The sequence below is a fragment of the uncultured Roseobacter sp. genome, from assembly GCF_947501835.1.
Classification (GTDB): domain Bacteria; phylum Pseudomonadota; class Alphaproteobacteria; order Rhodobacterales; family Rhodobacteraceae; genus Roseobacter.
The window spans coordinates 13768-30171 of record NZ_CANMXR010000015.1; the positions used below are offsets into that span (position 1 = coordinate 13768).

Consider the following 16404-nt stretch of genomic DNA (forward strand, 5'->3'; position numbering starts at 1 on the left):
TGACGCTTCCAGCACACACACGTAGGTAAGGCGCGCAAGACCAGCCGAGGCCGCCTTTCATGTCCGACACCGACCAAACGCCGAAATCGTTTCAGGAGATTATCCTGAGGCTCCAGACCTATTGGGCGCGCAAGGGGTGCGCGATTTTGCAGCCCTATGACATGGAAGTTGGCGCAGGGACTTTTCACCCGGCAACGACGCTGCGCTCGCTGGGCACGCAGCCCTGGGCCGCCGCCTATGTCCAGCCCTCGCGTCGTCCGACCGATGGGCGCTATGGCGAAAACCCCAACCGGTTGCAGCATTACTACCAGTTTCAGGTGTTGATCAAACCCAGCCCGCCGGACCTGCAGGACCTGTATCTCGGCTCGCTCACCGCCATCGGCGTGGATATGGCACTGCATGATATCCGATTTGTCGAGGACGACTGGGAAAGCCCCACGCTGGGTGCCTGGGGGCTGGGCTGGGAGGTTTGGTGCGACGGAATGGAAGTCAGCCAGTTCACCTATTTCCAGCAGGTGGGGGGGCATGACTGTCACCCGGTGTCGGGCGAGCTGACCTATGGGCTGGAACGGCTGGCGATGTACATCCTGGGGGTCGATCACGTGATGGACATGCCGTTCAACGACCCGCAAACGACCATTGCTCTGACCTATGGGGACATCTTCAAGCAGACCGAAGAAGAATATGCGCGCTGGAATTTCGACACCGCCGATACCGCCGTGCTGCTGCGCCATTTTGACGAGGCTGAAACGCACTGTCGTGAGATCCTCGATGCCCCGCACGACGACCCGAAAACCGGCAAACGCATTATCATGGTGCATCCCGCTTATGATCAGTGCATCAAAGCGAGCCATATCTTTAACCTGCTCGACGCACGGGGCGTGATTTCCGTCACCGAACGGCAGGCCTATATCGGCCGGGTGCGGGCGCTGGCGAAAACCTGCGCGGATGCTTTCGTGCAGACCACGGCGGGTGGCTGGCAATCGGATGACGCTGCATGAATGGCAAGATCGTTGGGAGCGTCATTTTGATCTCCGCCCTGATTGCGGGTGCTGCACTCTATTACCTGCAAATCTACGGCTACTACGAGGATGCAACGGCGGACCTGCCTGAAGTGCGCTTGGTGTCCCTGACCTCAGACCAGCCCGAACCCATTCTCGCGGAGCGTATTCAGGCGATTGATGCCGACAGTTCGCCCATCAGGTTCCGTGCCTGTTTCGAGACGCCGTCGAGCCTTGCGATGCTCACAGAGACCTACGTCGGTCTCGAATTCGCCACGCCGCGCAATGCGCCGGGTTGGTTTGACTGTTTTGATGCAGCGGCCATCGCGGATGATCTTGCCACAGGTCGCGCCCTGCCTTTCCTGGGGCAGAAAAACGTGGCCTTCGGCGTCGACCGCATTGTCGTGATCACCGACGAGGGGCGCGGCTACATCTGGCACGAACTCAACGATTGTGGCGAAAAAGCCTATGACGGAACGATTGTGGGCGAGGAATGCCCGGGACGGGATGAAAACTAATGCCGGATCTGTTGATTGAACTCTTTTCCGAGGAAATCCCCGCGCGCATGCAGCGCCGTGCCGCGGAAGATCTCAAGAAACTGGTCACGAGTGGGATGATGGAGGCGGGTCTGACCTATGCGTCGGCTGCTGAGTTTTCCACGCCACGCCGCCTGACCTTGACGGTTGAGGGGGTGTTGGCTGCGAGCCCGACCACCGTCGAAGAGCGCAAAGGACCGCGTGCGGACGCGCCCGAAAAGGCCATCGAAGGGTTTTTGCGCGGTGCGGGACTGACACGCGCGCAGCTCGAAGAACACGATACCCCCAAAGGGCCGGTGCTCTTTGCCAAGATCGAAAAACCGGGCCGCCCGGCGGCGGACATCGTGGCGGAGGTGCTTGAGGCTGCGATCCGGAATTTCCCTTGGCCCAAATCGATGCGCTGGGGGGCGGGCACCCTGCGATGGGTGCGTCCCTTGCACGCCATTCTGTGTATCTTAAGCGATGAAGCCGGTGCCGAGATCGTGCCCATGGACGTTGATGGCATCGTCTCCGGTGATACCACGACGGGGCACCGTTTCCTTGCTGCAGGGCGTTTCGCGGTGTCCTCCTTTGATGACTATGCAGCCAAGCTCAAACGCGCGCATGTGGTGCTCGACCCCAAAGAACGGGCCGAGGCGATCTGGCACGATGCGACCAATATGGCCTTTGCCAATGGTCTGGAGGTGGTCGAGGACACGGGCCTGCTGGCCGAGGTTGCCGGTCTTGTGGAATGGCCTGTCGTCTTGATGGGCCGGATCGGTGAAGATTTCCTTGGACTGCCCCCCGAAGTGCTGCAAACCTCGATGAAAGAGCATCAGAAGTTTTTCTCCGTGCGCAACCCCAAGACGGGCCGTATTGAGCGGTTCATCACCGTGGCGAATACCGAAACCGCGGACAATGGCGCCACCATCCTTGCAGGCAATGAAAAGGTGCTCTCCGCCCGTCTGGCCGATGCCAAATTCTTCTGGGACAATGACCTGCGTGTCGCGCAAAATGACATGGGCGTCTGGCTGAAAGCGCTTGAGAACGTGACGTTCCACAACAAATTGGGCACTCAGGCCGAGCTGATTGAACGTATCGCCGCGCTATCTCGCGAGCTGGCACCCTTGGTTGGGGCCGATCCCGATGAAGCGGAAGAAGCCGCGCGTCTTGCCAAGGCAGATCTCAGTTCTGAAATGGTCTATGAGTTTCCCGAATTGCAGGGGCTCATGGGGCGCTACTACATCAAGGCCGCGGGCCATTCGGAGGCGATTGCCGCCGCCGCACAGGAACACTACGCCCCGCTCGGTCCGTCCGATGATGTGCCGACCGCGCCGGTTTCCGTGGCCGTCGCTTTGGCGGAGAAGATCGACAAGCTGACTGGTTTCTGGCTGTGGCGCGAGTTCCCAACCGGTTCCAAAGATCCATTTGCCTTACGTCGAGCAGCGCTGGGCACTTTGCGTCTGATTTTAGATAATGCTTTTTCATTGTCGCTTGAAAACATCTTATTCGACGCACTGCCTACTCATATTGGCCGGATGTTTCGGATGAAAGACTTTTCCGAACTCGATGAATTAATCCGCCAGTCCGTAGACCCGGACGTTTACGAGGCATTGGCTCATCTTAGAGAGGAACGAGAAGAGAGTTTTGTCGAAGCCTTAGAACTTGATAACCCCACGGAAAGTTCGCCTCATGTTCTTTTAGGACGTCAAGTATCTGCTCATCTCATGGCATTCATCCATGATCGTCTCAAAGTCTATCTACGCGAGCAGGGTGTCCGCCACGATATCATCGACGCCTGCATCGCGATGGAGGGTAATGACGACTTAACTCTGCTGGTCAAGCGGGCGCGGGCCTTGTCGGACACGCTCAAAACTGAAGATGGGGAGAACCTCATCCAAGGCTTCAAACGCGCCAATAACATCCTGACGCAGGCCGAGGCCGCGGATGGGGTTGAGTATTCCTACGGCGGCGACGTGAAATACGCCGAGACGGACGAGGAACGCGCGCTTTTTGCAGCCCTCGAGGCGGCGGAGGCAAAAATCACACCAGCCATGGCAGCCCTCGATTTCGCCACCGCCATGTCGGCGATGGCGACGTTGCGCGGGCCGATTGATGCGTTTTTCGAGGCTGTGAAGATCAACGCGGACAATGCCACCGTGCGGCGCAACCGTCTGAACCTGCTGAGCCAGATCACGCGCCTCTGTTCCTCCGTTGCCGATCTGACGCGGATTGAAGGGTAAAACGGGCCTGACCCGGCGGTTTTTCTAAGCCTTGTCAGCGCGGGTTAACACCTTATGCTGCGCCCAAACAATTTAGGTGCCGCAGTGCAGAATAATCCGAACACCACGCTGGTGACGCCCCAAGCGCCGATCTCGACCAACACCCATGGTGGTCGAGCCAAGTGTTTGCAGCGGTTGGTGCGTCTGGACCTGCCGGTGCCACGCACGGTGGCCCTGTCATTTGCCGCGGTGCAGCGCATTGCCAATGGCGAGTTGCCCGACATTCCAGCGATCGTGTCGCAGTTTCCGGACGGCGCCCTGCTCTGCGTGCGCCCCTCCTCCGAGGACCCCGATTGGGGCGGGCCGGGCGCGGTGCTCAACATTGGTATGAACGATGCGCGGTTTGACGCGCTGAAAGAACGCCTGGGCCAAGATGCCGCGCGGGCGATCTACACGCGGTTCGTGCAGTCCTATGCGGTGGATGTGGCGCGTCTCGATCCGGATGTTTTCGAGGACGTGAACGGCGAAGGGTGCGAAGGCCTGTCCGAAGCTCTGCGGGCCTATGAAACCGAGTTGGAGGAGCCCTTCCCTGCGGATCCATCGGAGCAACTGGCCGCCGTCCTGAAGTCGATGGCCCGCGCGTGGGACGGCACCTCGGCACGGCTGCTCCGGCAGGCCAAGGGCGCGCCTGTGGATGCGGGTCTGGGTCTTGTCGTGCAGGAAATGGCGCTGGGGTTGGGGCGGGGGCAGTGTGGCTCGGGCGTTTTGCAACTGGTCGATAGCGACACCGGATTGCCCCAGATCACCGGACGATACCTGAGCCAAAGCCAGGGGCGGGACGCGCTCGAAGGCGATGCCGCGGCGCTCTATCTGGGCCGTGATCCCCGCGGGCCCTCCTTGGAAGAATTGGCGCCCGAAGCATTTCAGGCGCTGAAAAGCCACGCGGCGCTCATGCGGGTCAAGTTGCGCGAAGAGATGCAGGTGGAATTTGCCATTGAAAACGGCGCTTTGCACATTCTCGATGGCGTGCGGGTGGCACGGTCCAGTCAGGCGTCAGTTCGGATTGCGGTACAGCTGGCCGAAGACAAGATCATTCCCCGTGCGGAGGCTTTGATGCGCGTCCAGCCGCGCACGCTCTCGGAGTTGTTGCACCGACAGGTCGATCCGGGCGCCCGGCGTGACGTGATCGGATGCGGGATCGCGGCCAGCCCCGGGGCTGCAACCGGTCAGATCGTCTTTACCGCTGCCGAGGCCCAAGCCAGTGCAGCGCGGGGAGACCCCTGCATCCTTGTACGGCGGGAAACCTCGCCAGAGGACATCCGGGGCATGCACGCGGCCCAAGCGGTTCTGACCGAACGCGGTGGCATCACCAGCCATGCGGCGGTCATCGGACGTGGCATTGGGTTGCCCTGCGTTGTGGGTGCGTCGGATATGCGGTTCAACCGCAGCAAAAAACAATTGGTTACCAAAGATGGTCGCGTTTTCAGCGCGGGCGAAGTGATCACGGTTGATGGCACGCGCGGTGAAGTCCTGGCGGGCGCGCCGAAGATGCGTGAAGCGGCGCTGGACCAGAGTTTCCAGAAGCTGATGGATTGGTCCACCGAGTTTTGCGATATTGGCATCCGCGCCAATGCCGACACGCCCGCAGACGCGCAGACCGCGCGCAATTTCAACGCACAAGGCATCGGGCTTTGCCGCACCGAGCACATGTTCTTTGAACCCGGACGTCTGACCGTCATGCGCGAGATGATCTTTGCGGAAACCTCCCAAGACCGACGCGCTGTTCTGGAACGATTGCTGCCGATGCAGCGCACCGATTTCACGCAATTGTTCCGGATCATGGAAGGGCAACCGGTGTGCATTCGGCTCTTTGATCCGCCGCTGCATGAATTCCTGCCCACGGACCGCGCGGGTCAGCGGGAACTGGCCGAGGCGCTGGATCTGCCTTTGTCTGATGTGACCCGGCGGATTGAGGCGATGTCTGAGTACAACCCGATGCTGGGCCTGCGCGGTGTGCGGCTGGGTGTGACGGTGCCGGAAATCTACGAGATGCAGGCCCGCGCGATTTTTGAGGCAACGATCGATGCCAGCGCAAAAGGCGCACCGGTTGTGCCTGAGATCATGATCCCTCTGGTGTCGGCGCGGCGCGAAGTGGAGCTTGTGAAGACATCCATTGATGCGGTCGCCGCTGCCGTGCGCACGGAATGGGACAAGGATTTTGACTACCGCCTTGGCGTCATGGTCGAGACCCCGCGTGCGGCCTTGCGGGCGGCTGATATCGCGCCGCATTGTGCCTTCTTGAGTTTTGGCACCAACGACCTGACCCAGATGGCTTACGGATTGTCGCGCGATGATGCGGGGCGGTTCATGTCGGATTATGTCCAGCAGGGTGTTTTCCCCGAGGACCCGTTTCATGTGTTGGATACCGACGGTGTGGGTGAGTTGCTGAAACTTGGGGCAGAAAGAGGGCGGTCGGCGCAAAAAGATGTGACGCTGTCCATTTGTGGTGAACATGGGGGTAACCCCGAATCAATCGCCTTTTGCCGAGACGCGGGATTTGATTATGTTTCCTGTTCTCCCTTCCGGGTACCGGTGGCGCGACTAGCTGCCGCACAGCTTGCGATATCAAGCAAGATACAGTAGTTTTTTCAAAAGCAAACACAACATGTTGTGGTTTCTAGGATGCCGTGTTGAGCGGTTGCACGCCGATGTTAACCAAGAGATCCGGCGTAAACTTTACGTCAACCATTATTATAGGTAGAGCACGGCGATTGGAAAGACCTGGGGGACGCAGTCGTGCGTGTTATCTGCAAAGCGATTTTATCGTTATCAATAGGGTTGTTTTTGGGCTTTTTTGTGGCCGATCCAAGTTTTGCCCGGCAGGGCGACAACCTGACCAAAGACACCGAATCGGACCTTGAACAGGTCACGGTGCGCCGTATGCAAGAGACGGCACTGGCCTCGAAGGCCAAGGTGGAATTGGAGTTTTCAAAATCATGGATCGATGCGCAGCCATCCGCCGCGGGCGGCGATGAATGGCGCTGCCTTGCAGAAGCGCTCTACTTCGAAGCACGGGGCGAAACCGTTAAAGGTCAGTTTGCCGTCGCCGAAGTCATTCTCAACCGCGTTGAATCCGATCGTTTTCCGGCGTCTGCCTGTGGCGTGATCCATCAGGGTACCGGCAAAAAATACCAGTGTCAGTTCACCTATACATGTGACGGTCATAAGGAAGTCATCGGTGAACCGCGCGCATTCGAACGCGTTTCCAAGGTCGCCCGGGCGGCGCTGGATGGTGATGCGCCTGCGCTGACCGAAGGGGCGACGCACTATCACACAACGGCCGTGAAGCCGCGCTGGAGCAAGGTCTACACCAAGACAGCTGCGATCGGGGATCACATCTTTTACCGTCACACCTGGCAGACAGCAGGCAAGTGACGCATTCAGGTCTTGGCGCGCCGTTCTGAAGGCTGTTAAAGGGCTTCAGTCGCCTAAGATGGCGGCTGCCCGACACCAACAGAAAGCCTGTCTCATGAGCTCCGAAATCAGACTTGCCTTTGCGCACCCTGCCGAACGGTCGGAGGCAACCGCGGGCACGGGGCCATTGGACCGGATTTCCCTGCGCGATCACATCGTTGAAATTGAGATTGGCGCCTTTCAGGCGGAACGCGGTGTGACGCAGCGCATCTGCTTTAACGTTGTTGTTGAAGTGCAACCCCTGACCGGTCCTATCGACGATGATGTCGACCGCATTCTCAGCTACGACAAGGTGACCGAGGCGATTGCTTTTGAGCTTTCGGATGAGCGGTTGAACCTGCTGGAAACCCTGGCGGAACGGGTGGCGGAACGTATCCTGCTGGAGCCGCAGGCCATGCGCGCTTTTGTGCGGATCGAGAAACTGGATCGTGGTCCTGGCGCGCTGGGGGTCGAGATTGTGCGGGCAAGGGGACAGACTGCCCCCGTCCGCCCCGAAGAAGAGCCAGCACCTCAGCCTGAGCTGGTCTATCTGAGCAACGAGGCAATCGCGTCACCACATCTCAAGGGGTGGATTGACCAGTTGGAGGCATTCGGCAAGCCGCTGATTTTCTGTGTAGGGGCGTCAGATACGCATGCGCCCCAGACGCATCACAAGATGGCGCAACGCCGAATTGACCTGCTGGCCATCGAACAAAACGCATGGGTGCTGGCATCGAAAGATGACCGCTGCGTTGTCGTCGATACCCGCACGGAGCTCGACTGGGCCATGAAAAACGGGCAGTCCTGCGTCTGGGCACCGTCCAAGATTGTGCTGGATGCCGTGGATGGTCCATCGGCGCAGCCGCGCGATGCCGTGGCCCTGGCCGCTTGGTTTGCAGCCACGTTTGAGGCCAGTGAAATGCTGGTCATCGGCGCCGATTTACCGCAGTCTGCATCGGTGCCGTTGCGCGCGATGTCGGTTGAGGGCGCAAGTCTCTGAGAGATGGCTGAATATTTCCGTCCCATCGTTCAAACGGATATAGCGTACCCGTCTGACGCGCAGCGCCTTGCAGGCGGATGGGGGTGGTTTTCCCAGGTCGAAGTCTTGTCCCGGACGCGTCCCCCCCGGATCATTGCCGCGCGTGATGTGGATCAAGCCGATTTGGCGCCTCTGATCGCGCCGCGGGCCCCAATCGCTGGTATCACGATGGACAGGCCGCGCGTGATGGGCATTCTGAATGTCACGCCGGACAGTTTTTCGGATGGCGGTCAGCATAATTCGGTCACGAAAGCGCTGGCCGGTGCGCATGGGATGCAGGGCGCGGACATCCTCGACATTGGCGGGGAATCGACGCGTCCGGGCGCGGCTGTTGTCCCTGAGGAGGAAGAGATTGAGCGCACCGCTCCCGTCATCGCAGCGCTGCGCGAGGGCGGCGTCAGCCAAACGATCTCCATCGATACGCGCAAAGCCGCGGTGGCCGCGGCAGCGCTGCAGGCGGGCGCAAATCTGGTCAATGACGTCTCCGGTTTCACCTTCGATCCCGCGCTTGCGGACCACTGTGCCGCGCAATCGGCGCCGGTTTGCGTGATGCATGCGCAGGGTGATCCGGCCACGATGCAGCAGGATCCGCAATACGATGACGTGTTGCTGGATGTCTACGATTTCCTGTCCGCGCAAATTGAGATGCTTGTCGCCCGGGGCATTCCGAAAACACAGATCATCGCAGATCCCGGGATCGGCTTTGGCAAGACATTACAGCACAATCTGAGCCTGCTCGCCCGGTTGTCCCTGTTTCATGGGTTGGGGGTGCCGATCTTGCTGGGCGCATCGCGCAAACGGTTCATCGGCACGATCGGTCAGGCCGAAGAGGCACAGGACCGTATGCCGGGGTCTCTGGCGGTGGCGCTCGCGGCGTTGAAACATGGGACACAAATCGTGCGCGTTCATGACGTGCCTGAAACGGTTCAGGCCATTGCGCTCTGGCGGGCGGCCATGGCAGGTTGCGCGGATGGATAAGCTTTTTGGAACAGACGGCGTGCGCGGCACCGCCAACGCACACCCCATGACCGCGGAAATGGCGCTGCGCATCGGTGCGGCGGTGGGCCGCTATTTCAGCCGCGATCGCTCCAGCGTGCACCGTGTGGTGATCGGCAAGGATACCCGTCTGTCGGGTTATATGTTCGAGAATGCATTGACCGCCGGGCTGACGTCCACGGGCATGAATGTGCTGCTGCTGGGCCCTGTGCCCACGCCAGCAGTCGGTCTCCTGACCCGGTCCATGCGGGCCGATCTGGGCGTGATGATATCCGCCAGCCACAATCCGGCGGTGGACAATGGCATCAAGTTCTTCGGCCCCGATGGCTACAAGCTTTCCGATCAGATGGAAGCGGAAATCGAAGCGCTGATCAACGACGGCGTGGCGCCGATTGAGGCGGAAAACATCGGCCGCGCCAAGCGGATCGACGATGGTCGGTTTCGGTATATCGAAAGGGTAAAATCCTCGTTCCCGCGACAGATGCGGCTGGATGGGCTGAAGGTTGTCGTCGATTGCGCGAACGGGGCAGCCTACCGCGTAGCGCCGGAAGCGCTCTGGGAGCTGGGCGCCACGGTGATCCCGGTGGGCGTGGCACCGAACGGACACAATATCAACGACGCCTGCGGGTCCACACATCCCGAAATGGCCGCAGAGACCGTGGTGTCGCACGGCGCTGATGTCGGTATTTGTCTGGACGGCGATGCGGATCGCGTCATTCTGCTCGACCAGAACGGCAAGGTCGGCGATGGCGACCAGTTCATGGCCCTGATGGCCGCGCGGTGGGCAGCTGAGGAGCGGCTGGAAAACAATGCGCTGGTCGCGACGGTGATGTCGAACCTTGGGTTGGAGCACTTCCTGGCGGGACAGGGGGTGCGGCTTGAACGTACGGCTGTGGGGGACCGCTACGTTGTTGAGCGGATGCGGTCAGGCGGGTTTAACCTCGGCGGTGAACAGTCCGGGCATATCGTGATGTCGGACTACGCCACAACGGGTGATGGCCTCATGGCCGGCTTGCAGTTTCTTGCAGAAATGGTGCGGTCCGGGAAACCCGCCAGTGAGTTGCTGCATAACTTCGATCCCGTGCCGCAACTGCTCAAGAATGTGCGCTTTGCGGCGGGACAGACCCCACTGGAAGAAGCCCGCGTCAAAAAAGCCATCGCCCAGGCCGAAGCTGACTTGGCCGGAAGCGGGCGTTTGCTGATCCGCAAATCGGGTACAGAACCATTGGTGCGCGTGATGGCGGAGCACGAGGACGCAGCCTTGATGGAACGCGCGGTCGACAGCGTTGTTGAGGCCGTGGCGGATGCCGTGAGCGCTTAGCCTTTGCCGAAGAGGCGGCGCAACGCGCCATATTGGCTCAACCCAACGCCTGCAAGGATCAGAACCAGAGCCCATAGAAGCGACGGCGGTAGCGGCTCGCCCAACAGCGCCGCGCCCAGCACAACCGACCATATCGGCACCTGATAATTGGTCAGGGACATGAAAACGGGCCCGGCACTGCGGACCACCTGAACCCGCAAGAGGTTTGCCGCGGCTGTTGGGATCAACCCCAGGATCGCCACAACCACCAGCGTTTTTGTGTCGGGCAGCGGCGGGGGGCCTTCCACGATGAGTGCGATCGGGATGACCAGAGCCGCGCCGATCAAAAGCAGTACGGTCGACAGACCAATGGTATTCACCGGCGGCAATCGGCGCATCAGGATCGAGGATATGGCGTAGCACGAGGCCGCGCCAATGCAGGCCAGCCTCCCCGCGGGCTCCATGGAAGCGCCCGATGTTTCAAAGGCTTGTGCGCCGATCAGGACGCAAACGCCGATGAAGCCGATGATAAACCCCGCACCTTTGCGGGGGGTCAGGCGTTCCCCGGGCACCAGAAAATGCGCCAGCGGCAGCACGATCAGGGCCACGGCGGCCATGGACACCCCCGCAAAGCCCGAGGTCACGAATTGCTGACCCCAGGCGAGCAACATGAAGGGCACGGCGGAGCTCAAGGCGCCGATCACCATGGCAGCTCGCCAGTCTGCGCGCGAGGCCGGGACCTCAAACAGGCGAAACCCCAGCATGGCCCAAATCGCGGTCATCAGTACGGCGGCAAACCCAATTCGCCCCGCTGCCAGCCAGAAAGGGGTGAGGCCCTCAAGCGCGATCTCTGTGACCAGAAATGTACCACCCCAGGTGAACCCCAGGACGCCGACCATCAGCCAGCTTTTGAGTGTGATTTCGGGGGCGTTGGTCATCGGTGCCTTTCAAAGAAAACGGGGCGGTCACCGCCGCCCCGTTCATAATAGTGCGTTTGGAACCGAGAATGGTTCGATTCGGATCGAAGGATCAGTTCTTGGCCTTGTCGACCATTTTGCCCGCGGAAATCCAGGGCATCATGCCGCGCAGGGTTTCGCCAGTAGCTTCGATCTGGTGCTCGTCGTTGATGCGGCGCGTGCCTTTGAAGAAGGGCTGACCAACCGCGTTTTCCTGCATGAAGTCACGCACGAATTTACCGGTCTGGATGTCGGTCAGGATCGCTTTCATCCGTGCCTTGGTCTCGTCATAGGGCAGCACCCGCGGACCGGAGACATATTCGCCGTATTCCGCCGTGTTGGAGATCGAGTAGTTCATGTTGGCGATGCCACCTTCGTAGATCAGGTCCACGATCAGCTTCACCTCGTGCAGGCACTCAAAATAGGCCATTTCGGGTGCATAGCCCGCCTCGACCAGTGTCTCAAAGCCCATGCGGATCAGTTCCACCAAACCACCGCAGAGCACGGCCTGTTCGCCAAAGAGGTCGGTTTCGCACTCTTCGCGGAAGTTGGTCTCAATGATGCCCGACCGGCCACCGCCGATGGCGGAGCAATAGGAGAGGCCGATTTCCAGCGCCTTGCCGGAGCTATCCTTGTCCACCGCAACCAGGCAGGGCACGCCGCCGCCTTTGGTATATTCGCCGCGCACGGTGTGGCCGGGGCCCTTGGGGGCCATCATCACAACGTCGATGCCTTCTTTGGGCTCGATCAGGCCGAAATGCACGTTCAGACCGTGGGCGAATGCGATGGCTGCACCTTCGCGGATGTTGTCGTGTACGTATTTCTTGTAGGTTTCGGCCTGCAATTCGTCGGGCATGGTGAACATGATCAGATCCGCCCAGGCCGCCGCTTCGGCGATGCCCATGACCGTCAGGCCTTCGCCTTCGGCTTTCGCAGCCGATGGCGAGCCTTCACGCAGCGCGACGACGAGGTTCTTGGCGCCGCTGTCGCGCAGGTTCAGCGCATGGGCGTGGCCCTGGCTGCCGTAGCCCAGAATGGCCACTTTCATGTCTTTGATCAGGTTAACATCGCAGTCGCGATCATAATAAACGCGCATTTTGGCGGTCCTTTGAGTGAGTGAAAAACTGCGGCCAAATTACGGGGTCTTCCGATGATTGCCATCACCAGATACACGAGATATGGCTGAGTATATCAAAAACCTATTCGCTAAAATAAGAATAAGTGAAAAAATCATGCTTGACGACTTTGACCGCCGCGTGTTGCGGCATTGGCAATCTGATCCAAGCCTGAGCCCGGCTGAACTGGCTGAGCGTTGCGCCAGCAAGTCGGGCAAGGTCGCGCGGCGCATCACCCGAATGCAGGAAACGGGCATCATCGAAGGCATATGCGCGGTCATCGACTGGGCCGCACTGGGCTATTCGGTCGAGGTTTCGCTGCGGGTGACGCTGGATAAAACGCAGCCACGCGCCTTTGACGACTTTATTGCGGCGGCACGCGATGTGCCGGAGGTGACGGAGATACAGACTTTTCTGGGGCGGGTCGATGTGCGGTTGAACATCATCGCGCGCGACATGCCCCACTATCAGGACATCTATCGACGTCGCATTCTGACGCTGCCCCACATCGCGGATATCGAAGCGCTGATGCAGATCGCCCAGATCAAGGCGGAAGAGGCTTTGCCGCTATGATTGATCTGGACGACATAGACCGCGCCTTGCTGCGGGCCTTGGCGCGGGATGCCACCCAAAGTGCGGGAACCCTGGGGCGGCATCTCGGCCTGTCGCAACCCGCGACCTGGCGGCGCATGCGCAAGCTGGAAGGCGCAGGCGTTCTGAAGGGGCGTCACTTGCGTCTGAACGCAGAAGCGCTGGGGTTTGGGGTGACGGTTTTTCTCGGCGTGAAACTGGCGACCAAGGGGCGCGTCAGCCTGGAGGATTTCGAGCGCGCGGTCAGCGCCATCCCCGAAGTGCAGCGCGTCGAGCATGTGTTGGGGCTCTATGATTACCGTCTGCGCGTGGTGGCGCGGGATCTGCCGGATTTTGAACGGGTTTTGCGCCGGCGGATCATGACCCTGCCCGGTGTTGGAGAGGTCGAGGCGAATGTTTTGCTGAGCGAAGAGCGCCGTACCGGCCCGATTGGCTAAGGTCGGCGTCAGAGGTTTCCGATAGGTGCCCCCGTTCCGGGGCGGACCCCCGGTGTATACATAAGTAGACTTTGCCAAGCCCGATGCGACCGGTTACGCCTGTCCCGAACTCAGGGAGGTATGATCATGCCAGCATTGCTCGACACCGTCGATCCAACGGGACTGGAAGAATTTTCGGTCGTTTTCACCGATCGGTCTTTGAATTCGATGAGCGCCGCGTTTCAGCAGGTCATGAACGATTTGTCATCGATGCTGAAAGAGGTCTACGCAGCGGATGCGGTCGCCATCATCCCGGGCGGCGGCACCTATGCTATGGAAGCGGTGGCACGGCAATTTGCGCGCGGTGCGGAGGTCCTTGTGGTCCGCAATGGCTGGTTTTCATACCGCTGGAGCCAGATTTTCGAAACCGGCGGGCTGACGGCAAACACAAGTGTTTTGAAAGCGCGCCAGACCGGCAATGCGACGCCATCGCCCTTTGCTCCGGCACCGATTGACGAGGTGATCGCGGCCATTGCCGAGCAGAAACCCGATGTGGTTTTCGCTCCGCATGTGGAAACCAGCGCTGGTGTGATCCTGCCCGATAGCTACATCGCGGCCATGGCAAAAGCCGCCCATGATGTGGGCGCGTTGATGGTGCTGGATTGCATCGCATCGGGCTGCGCCTGGGTTGATATGCGCGCCCTCGGCGTCGACGTGTTGATCTCCGCGCCGCAAAAGGGCTGGTCGGCCTCTCCATCCGCAGGGCTCGTGATGATGTCGGAACGCGCCGAGGCGCGGTTGGCGGAGACGCAGTCGGACAGTTTTGCCATTGATCTGGGCAAATGGCGCAGCATCATGCAGGCCTATGAAAACGGTGGTCATGCCTATCACGCGACCATGCCGACGGATGCGTTGCGTGCTTTCCGGGATACGATGTTTGAGACCAGGAATTATGGGTTTGAGCGTCTGAAGGAAGCGCAATGGCGATTGGGTGATGCGGTGCGCGCCATGCTGGCCGCCAAGGGTGTCGTTTCCGTCGCAGCCGAAGGTTACGGCGCCCCGGGTGTGGTGGTCAGCTACACCGGCGATCCGGACATTCAGAACGGCAAGAAATTCGCTGCAGAAGGCATGCAGATTGCGGCTGGTGTCCCGCTGCAATGTGATGAACCTGCGGATTTCAGGACGTTCCGGTTAGGGCTTTTTGGATTGGACAAGCTCTATGACGTCGATGGCACCGTGGGCCGTTTGCAACGGGTGATCGATCAGGTCCTGTAAGGCACGTTACTTCACGCCAAGGCCCATTTGCATCAGCGTCTTGCGCACGGGTGCCATGGAGTAGAGCGCATTGAGGCCAGCAGCTCGGGCATCGCGCAACATCGGGGTGCTGACTTGGCTGGCGCGGTTCAGGATATCAATGCCCTGAACCCGCAGGGAAATATCGCTGTAGCGCGCCTTGTGATAGGCATCGAGCATGCGGCGATCCCCAAGCTCGTCAGGGCGTTCCCGTGCCAGTGACAGCAGGGTGGCGGTATCGGCCAGGCTCATGTTCAACCCTTGCGCCCCGATGGGGGGGACCACATGCGCCGCCTCCGCAATCAACGCGAGACGCTCACCGGACAACCGTGCGGCCTGCTGGCTGATGATGGGCCAGATGGTGCGCTGGGACGCAAGCGTGAGGGGGCCAAAGAGGTGACAGCTGCGCGTTGACATTTCCGCTTCGAATTCCTCAACATCCATCGCAATCCGGGCTTGCGACAACGGCCCATCGTCCATCCAGACAATTGCCGAGGAGGGCAACCCATTGTGATCCGGCAGCGGAACCAGCGTGAAGGGACCCCCCGTCCTGTGAATTTCGGTGGAGACGTTTTCATGTGGGATGGGATGGGTGACGGCGAAAGCCAGCGCCTTTTGCCCATAGCGTTTGGTATGGACCTCAACGCCCGCCGCCTGACGCATGGGCGATCCGCGCCCGTCTGCCGCGATCACCAGCCGGGTGCGTATTTTTGACCCGTCGCTGAGACCGACGCGGGCCTCGCTTTCACGGGTGAACAGTGATGTTGTACTGGTGCCGGGTCGAAAATCCACGTTTGGCAATTGGTCCAGCCGGGCCAGGATTTCGCGGCGCAACAACCAGTTTGGAAAGTTCCAGCCGAAGGGCAGATCCGACACGTCCGCCGCATTGAAGTCACGTGTCACGCGCGGCTCTGCAATCTCCCCGCCGGCATCGACGATCCGCATGATTTGCAAGGGCGACGCGTGCGGCAGCAGCCTGTCCCAAAGGCCAGCCGTCTCCAGCACATGGCGTGCGGGCTGCAGCATGGCGGTGGAGCGCATGTCTGCGCCTTGTTGATCCCGCTCCGTGATCGGGGGCGTTGGGTCGACGCAGATAACGTCAAAACCTGCCGTGCCGAACGTAGCCGCCGCAGTCAGCCCGGCGATCCCGCCGCCTGAGATCAAAATATCACAAGTGTTATCTGACATCCTGCCTCCGTGCCCCATCCTCAGAGTTAAGCAAATCCGGCGATAAAGGCCAGCGGCGCTACCCTTTGGTGATCAACAGCAGGATCACGAAAATGACCGGCACCAGGGCCAGCGCAGGCAAATAAAGCCCCGGCAACCCAAATGTCAGCGCCGAGCTCATCCAAAGGCTGAAGAACCCGATCAATGCAAACCAAACATTGTTCTTGTCGCCGAACATCAGGTCGCGCGCGACCCACCCCAGAACCGGAATTTTAAAAAACATACGCTGCCAGAAGGGCAACGCGCGTGTGTCAGCGGCAATTGTCATGGTCGGGTCCCT

Annotated in this window: 15 protein-coding genes; 11 read left to right on the forward strand and 4 right to left on the reverse strand. The window is 60.3% G+C overall.

Features of this window, described 5'->3' with window-relative positions:
• Positions 1 to 59 precede the first annotated feature (59 nt).
• From Q1A20_RS22520 to glmM, 8 genes are all read left to right on the forward strand, one after another.
• The gene (locus tag Q1A20_RS22520) at positions 60 to 1001 is read left to right on the forward strand and encodes a glycine--tRNA ligase subunit alpha (RefSeq protein WP_299918847.1); all 942 of its coding nucleotides are present in this window, start codon (positions 60 to 62) and stop codon (positions 999 to 1001) included.
• Complete coding sequence (locus tag Q1A20_RS22525; protein ID WP_299918849.1) at positions 998 to 1519, forward strand: DUF6446 family protein; 522 nt, start codon at positions 998 to 1000, stop codon at positions 1517 to 1519. The genes Q1A20_RS22520 and Q1A20_RS22525 overlap by 4 nt, the downstream gene beginning before the upstream one ends.
• Positions 1519 to 3759: a glycine--tRNA ligase subunit beta gene (gene glyS, locus Q1A20_RS22530; protein ID WP_299918852.1), complete on the forward strand. Its 2241-nt coding sequence runs from the start codon at positions 1519 to 1521 to the stop codon at positions 3757 to 3759. The genes Q1A20_RS22525 and glyS overlap by 1 nt, the downstream gene beginning before the upstream one ends.
• Before the next feature lie 54 nt (positions 3760 to 3813).
• Positions 3814 to 6381: a putative PEP-binding protein gene (locus Q1A20_RS22535; protein WP_299918855.1), complete on the forward strand. Its 2568-nt coding sequence runs from the start codon at positions 3814 to 3816 to the stop codon at positions 6379 to 6381.
• Positions 6382 to 6594: 213 nt separating this feature from the next.
• Entirely contained in the window at positions 6595 to 7173 is a 579-nt protein-coding gene (locus Q1A20_RS22540) for a cell wall hydrolase (protein WP_298976613.1), read from the forward strand.
• 94 nt (positions 7174 to 7267) lie between these two features.
• Entirely contained in the window at positions 7268 to 8191 is a 924-nt protein-coding gene (locus tag Q1A20_RS22545; protein ID WP_299410453.1) for a dihydroneopterin aldolase, read from the forward strand.
• Positions 8192 to 8194: 3 nt separating this feature from the next.
• Positions 8195 to 9208, forward strand: a complete 1014-nt coding sequence (folP, locus tag Q1A20_RS22550) for a dihydropteroate synthase (RefSeq protein WP_299918858.1) — start codon at positions 8195 to 8197, stop codon at positions 9206 to 9208.
• Positions 9201 to 10547, forward strand: coding sequence for a phosphoglucosamine mutase (glmM, locus tag Q1A20_RS22555; protein WP_299410457.1), 1347 nt, complete (start codon positions 9201 to 9203; stop codon positions 10545 to 10547). The genes folP and glmM overlap by 8 nt, the downstream gene beginning before the upstream one ends.
• Here the strand turns inward: glmM and Q1A20_RS22560 are convergent.
• Together Q1A20_RS22560 and ilvC are read right to left on the reverse strand one after the other, a co-directional pair.
• Entirely contained in the window at positions 10544 to 11464 is a 921-nt protein-coding gene (locus tag Q1A20_RS22560; protein WP_299918861.1) for a DMT family transporter, read from the reverse strand. The two genes, glmM and Q1A20_RS22560, sit on opposite strands and share 4 nt — an antisense overlap.
• 91 nt (positions 11465 to 11555) lie before the next feature.
• A complete protein-coding gene (gene ilvC, locus Q1A20_RS22565; RefSeq protein WP_298921224.1) occupies positions 11556 to 12578 on the reverse strand; it encodes a ketol-acid reductoisomerase in 1023 nt (340 codons plus the stop codon).
• A gap of 136 nt (positions 12579 to 12714) precedes the next feature.
• Here ilvC and Q1A20_RS22570 point away from each other — a divergent pair, with 136 nt between their 5' ends.
• From Q1A20_RS22570 to Q1A20_RS22580, 3 genes are all read left to right on the forward strand, one after another.
• Positions 12715 to 13170 carry an Lrp/AsnC family transcriptional regulator gene (locus Q1A20_RS22570; RefSeq protein ID WP_299918863.1) on the forward strand — a complete coding sequence of 152 codons (456 nt, stop codon included), beginning with the start codon at positions 12715 to 12717 and terminating at the stop codon, positions 13168 to 13170.
• Entirely contained in the window at positions 13167 to 13625 is a 459-nt protein-coding gene (locus tag Q1A20_RS22575; protein WP_298976604.1) for an Lrp/AsnC family transcriptional regulator, read from the forward strand. The genes Q1A20_RS22570 and Q1A20_RS22575 overlap by 4 nt, the downstream gene beginning before the upstream one ends.
• A 126-nt stretch (positions 13626 to 13751) precedes the next feature.
• A complete protein-coding gene (locus Q1A20_RS22580) occupies positions 13752 to 14879 on the forward strand; it encodes an aminotransferase class V-fold PLP-dependent enzyme (RefSeq protein WP_299410462.1) in 1128 nt (375 codons plus the stop codon).
• A 6-nt stretch (positions 14880 to 14885) separates the two neighbouring features.
• On the opposite strand, the gene Q1A20_RS22585 is transcribed toward Q1A20_RS22580, so the two are convergent.
• A complete protein-coding gene (locus tag Q1A20_RS22585; protein ID WP_299410463.1) occupies positions 14886 to 16085 on the reverse strand; it encodes a UbiH/UbiF family hydroxylase in 1200 nt (399 codons plus the stop codon).
• A 58-nt stretch (positions 16086 to 16143) separates the two neighbouring features.
• Entirely contained in the window at positions 16144 to 16392 is a 249-nt protein-coding gene (locus Q1A20_RS22590) for a hypothetical protein (RefSeq protein ID WP_299410465.1), read from the reverse strand.
• Positions 16393 to 16404 lie beyond the last annotated feature (12 nt).

Bases quoted from the DNA above. Each gene is read 5' to 3' on its own strand.
- Q1A20_RS22580 (WP_299410462.1), top strand. From the start codon at position 13,752: ATGCCAGCATTGCTCGACACCGTCGATCCAACGGGACTGGAAGAATTT.
- Q1A20_RS22535 (WP_299918855.1), top strand. From the start codon at position 3,814: ATGCTGCGCCCAAACAATTTAGGTGCCGCAGTGCAGAATAATCCGAAC.
- Q1A20_RS22520 (WP_299918847.1), top strand. From the start codon at position 60: ATGTCCGACACCGACCAAACGCCGAAATCGTTTCAGGAGATTATCCTG.
- Q1A20_RS22590 (WP_299410465.1), bottom strand. From the start codon at position 16,392: ATGACAATTGCCGCTGACACACGCGCGTTGCCCTTCTGGCAGCGTATG.
- Q1A20_RS22545 (WP_299410453.1), top strand. From the start codon at position 7,268: ATGAGCTCCGAAATCAGACTTGCCTTTGCGCACCCTGCCGAACGGTCG.
- Q1A20_RS22575 (WP_298976604.1), top strand. From the start codon at position 13,167: ATGATTGATCTGGACGACATAGACCGCGCCTTGCTGCGGGCCTTGGCG.
- glyS (WP_299918852.1), top strand. From the start codon at position 1,519: ATGCCGGATCTGTTGATTGAACTCTTTTCCGAGGAAATCCCCGCGCGC.
- ilvC (WP_298921224.1), bottom strand. From the start codon at position 12,578: ATGCGCGTTTATTATGATCGCGACTGCGATGTTAACCTGATCAAAGAC.
- folP (WP_299918858.1), top strand. From the start codon at position 8,195: ATGGCTGAATATTTCCGTCCCATCGTTCAAACGGATATAGCGTACCCG.
- Q1A20_RS22570 (WP_299918863.1), top strand. From the start codon at position 12,715: ATGCTTGACGACTTTGACCGCCGCGTGTTGCGGCATTGGCAATCTGAT.
- Q1A20_RS22585 (WP_299410463.1), bottom strand. From the start codon at position 16,085: ATGTCAGATAACACTTGTGATATTTTGATCTCAGGCGGCGGGATCGCC.
- Q1A20_RS22560 (WP_299918861.1), bottom strand. From the start codon at position 11,464: ATGACCAACGCCCCCGAAATCACACTCAAAAGCTGGCTGATGGTCGGC.
- Q1A20_RS22525 (WP_299918849.1), top strand. From the start codon at position 998: ATGAATGGCAAGATCGTTGGGAGCGTCATTTTGATCTCCGCCCTGATT.
- glmM (WP_299410457.1), top strand. From the start codon at position 9,201: ATGGATAAGCTTTTTGGAACAGACGGCGTGCGCGGCACCGCCAACGCA.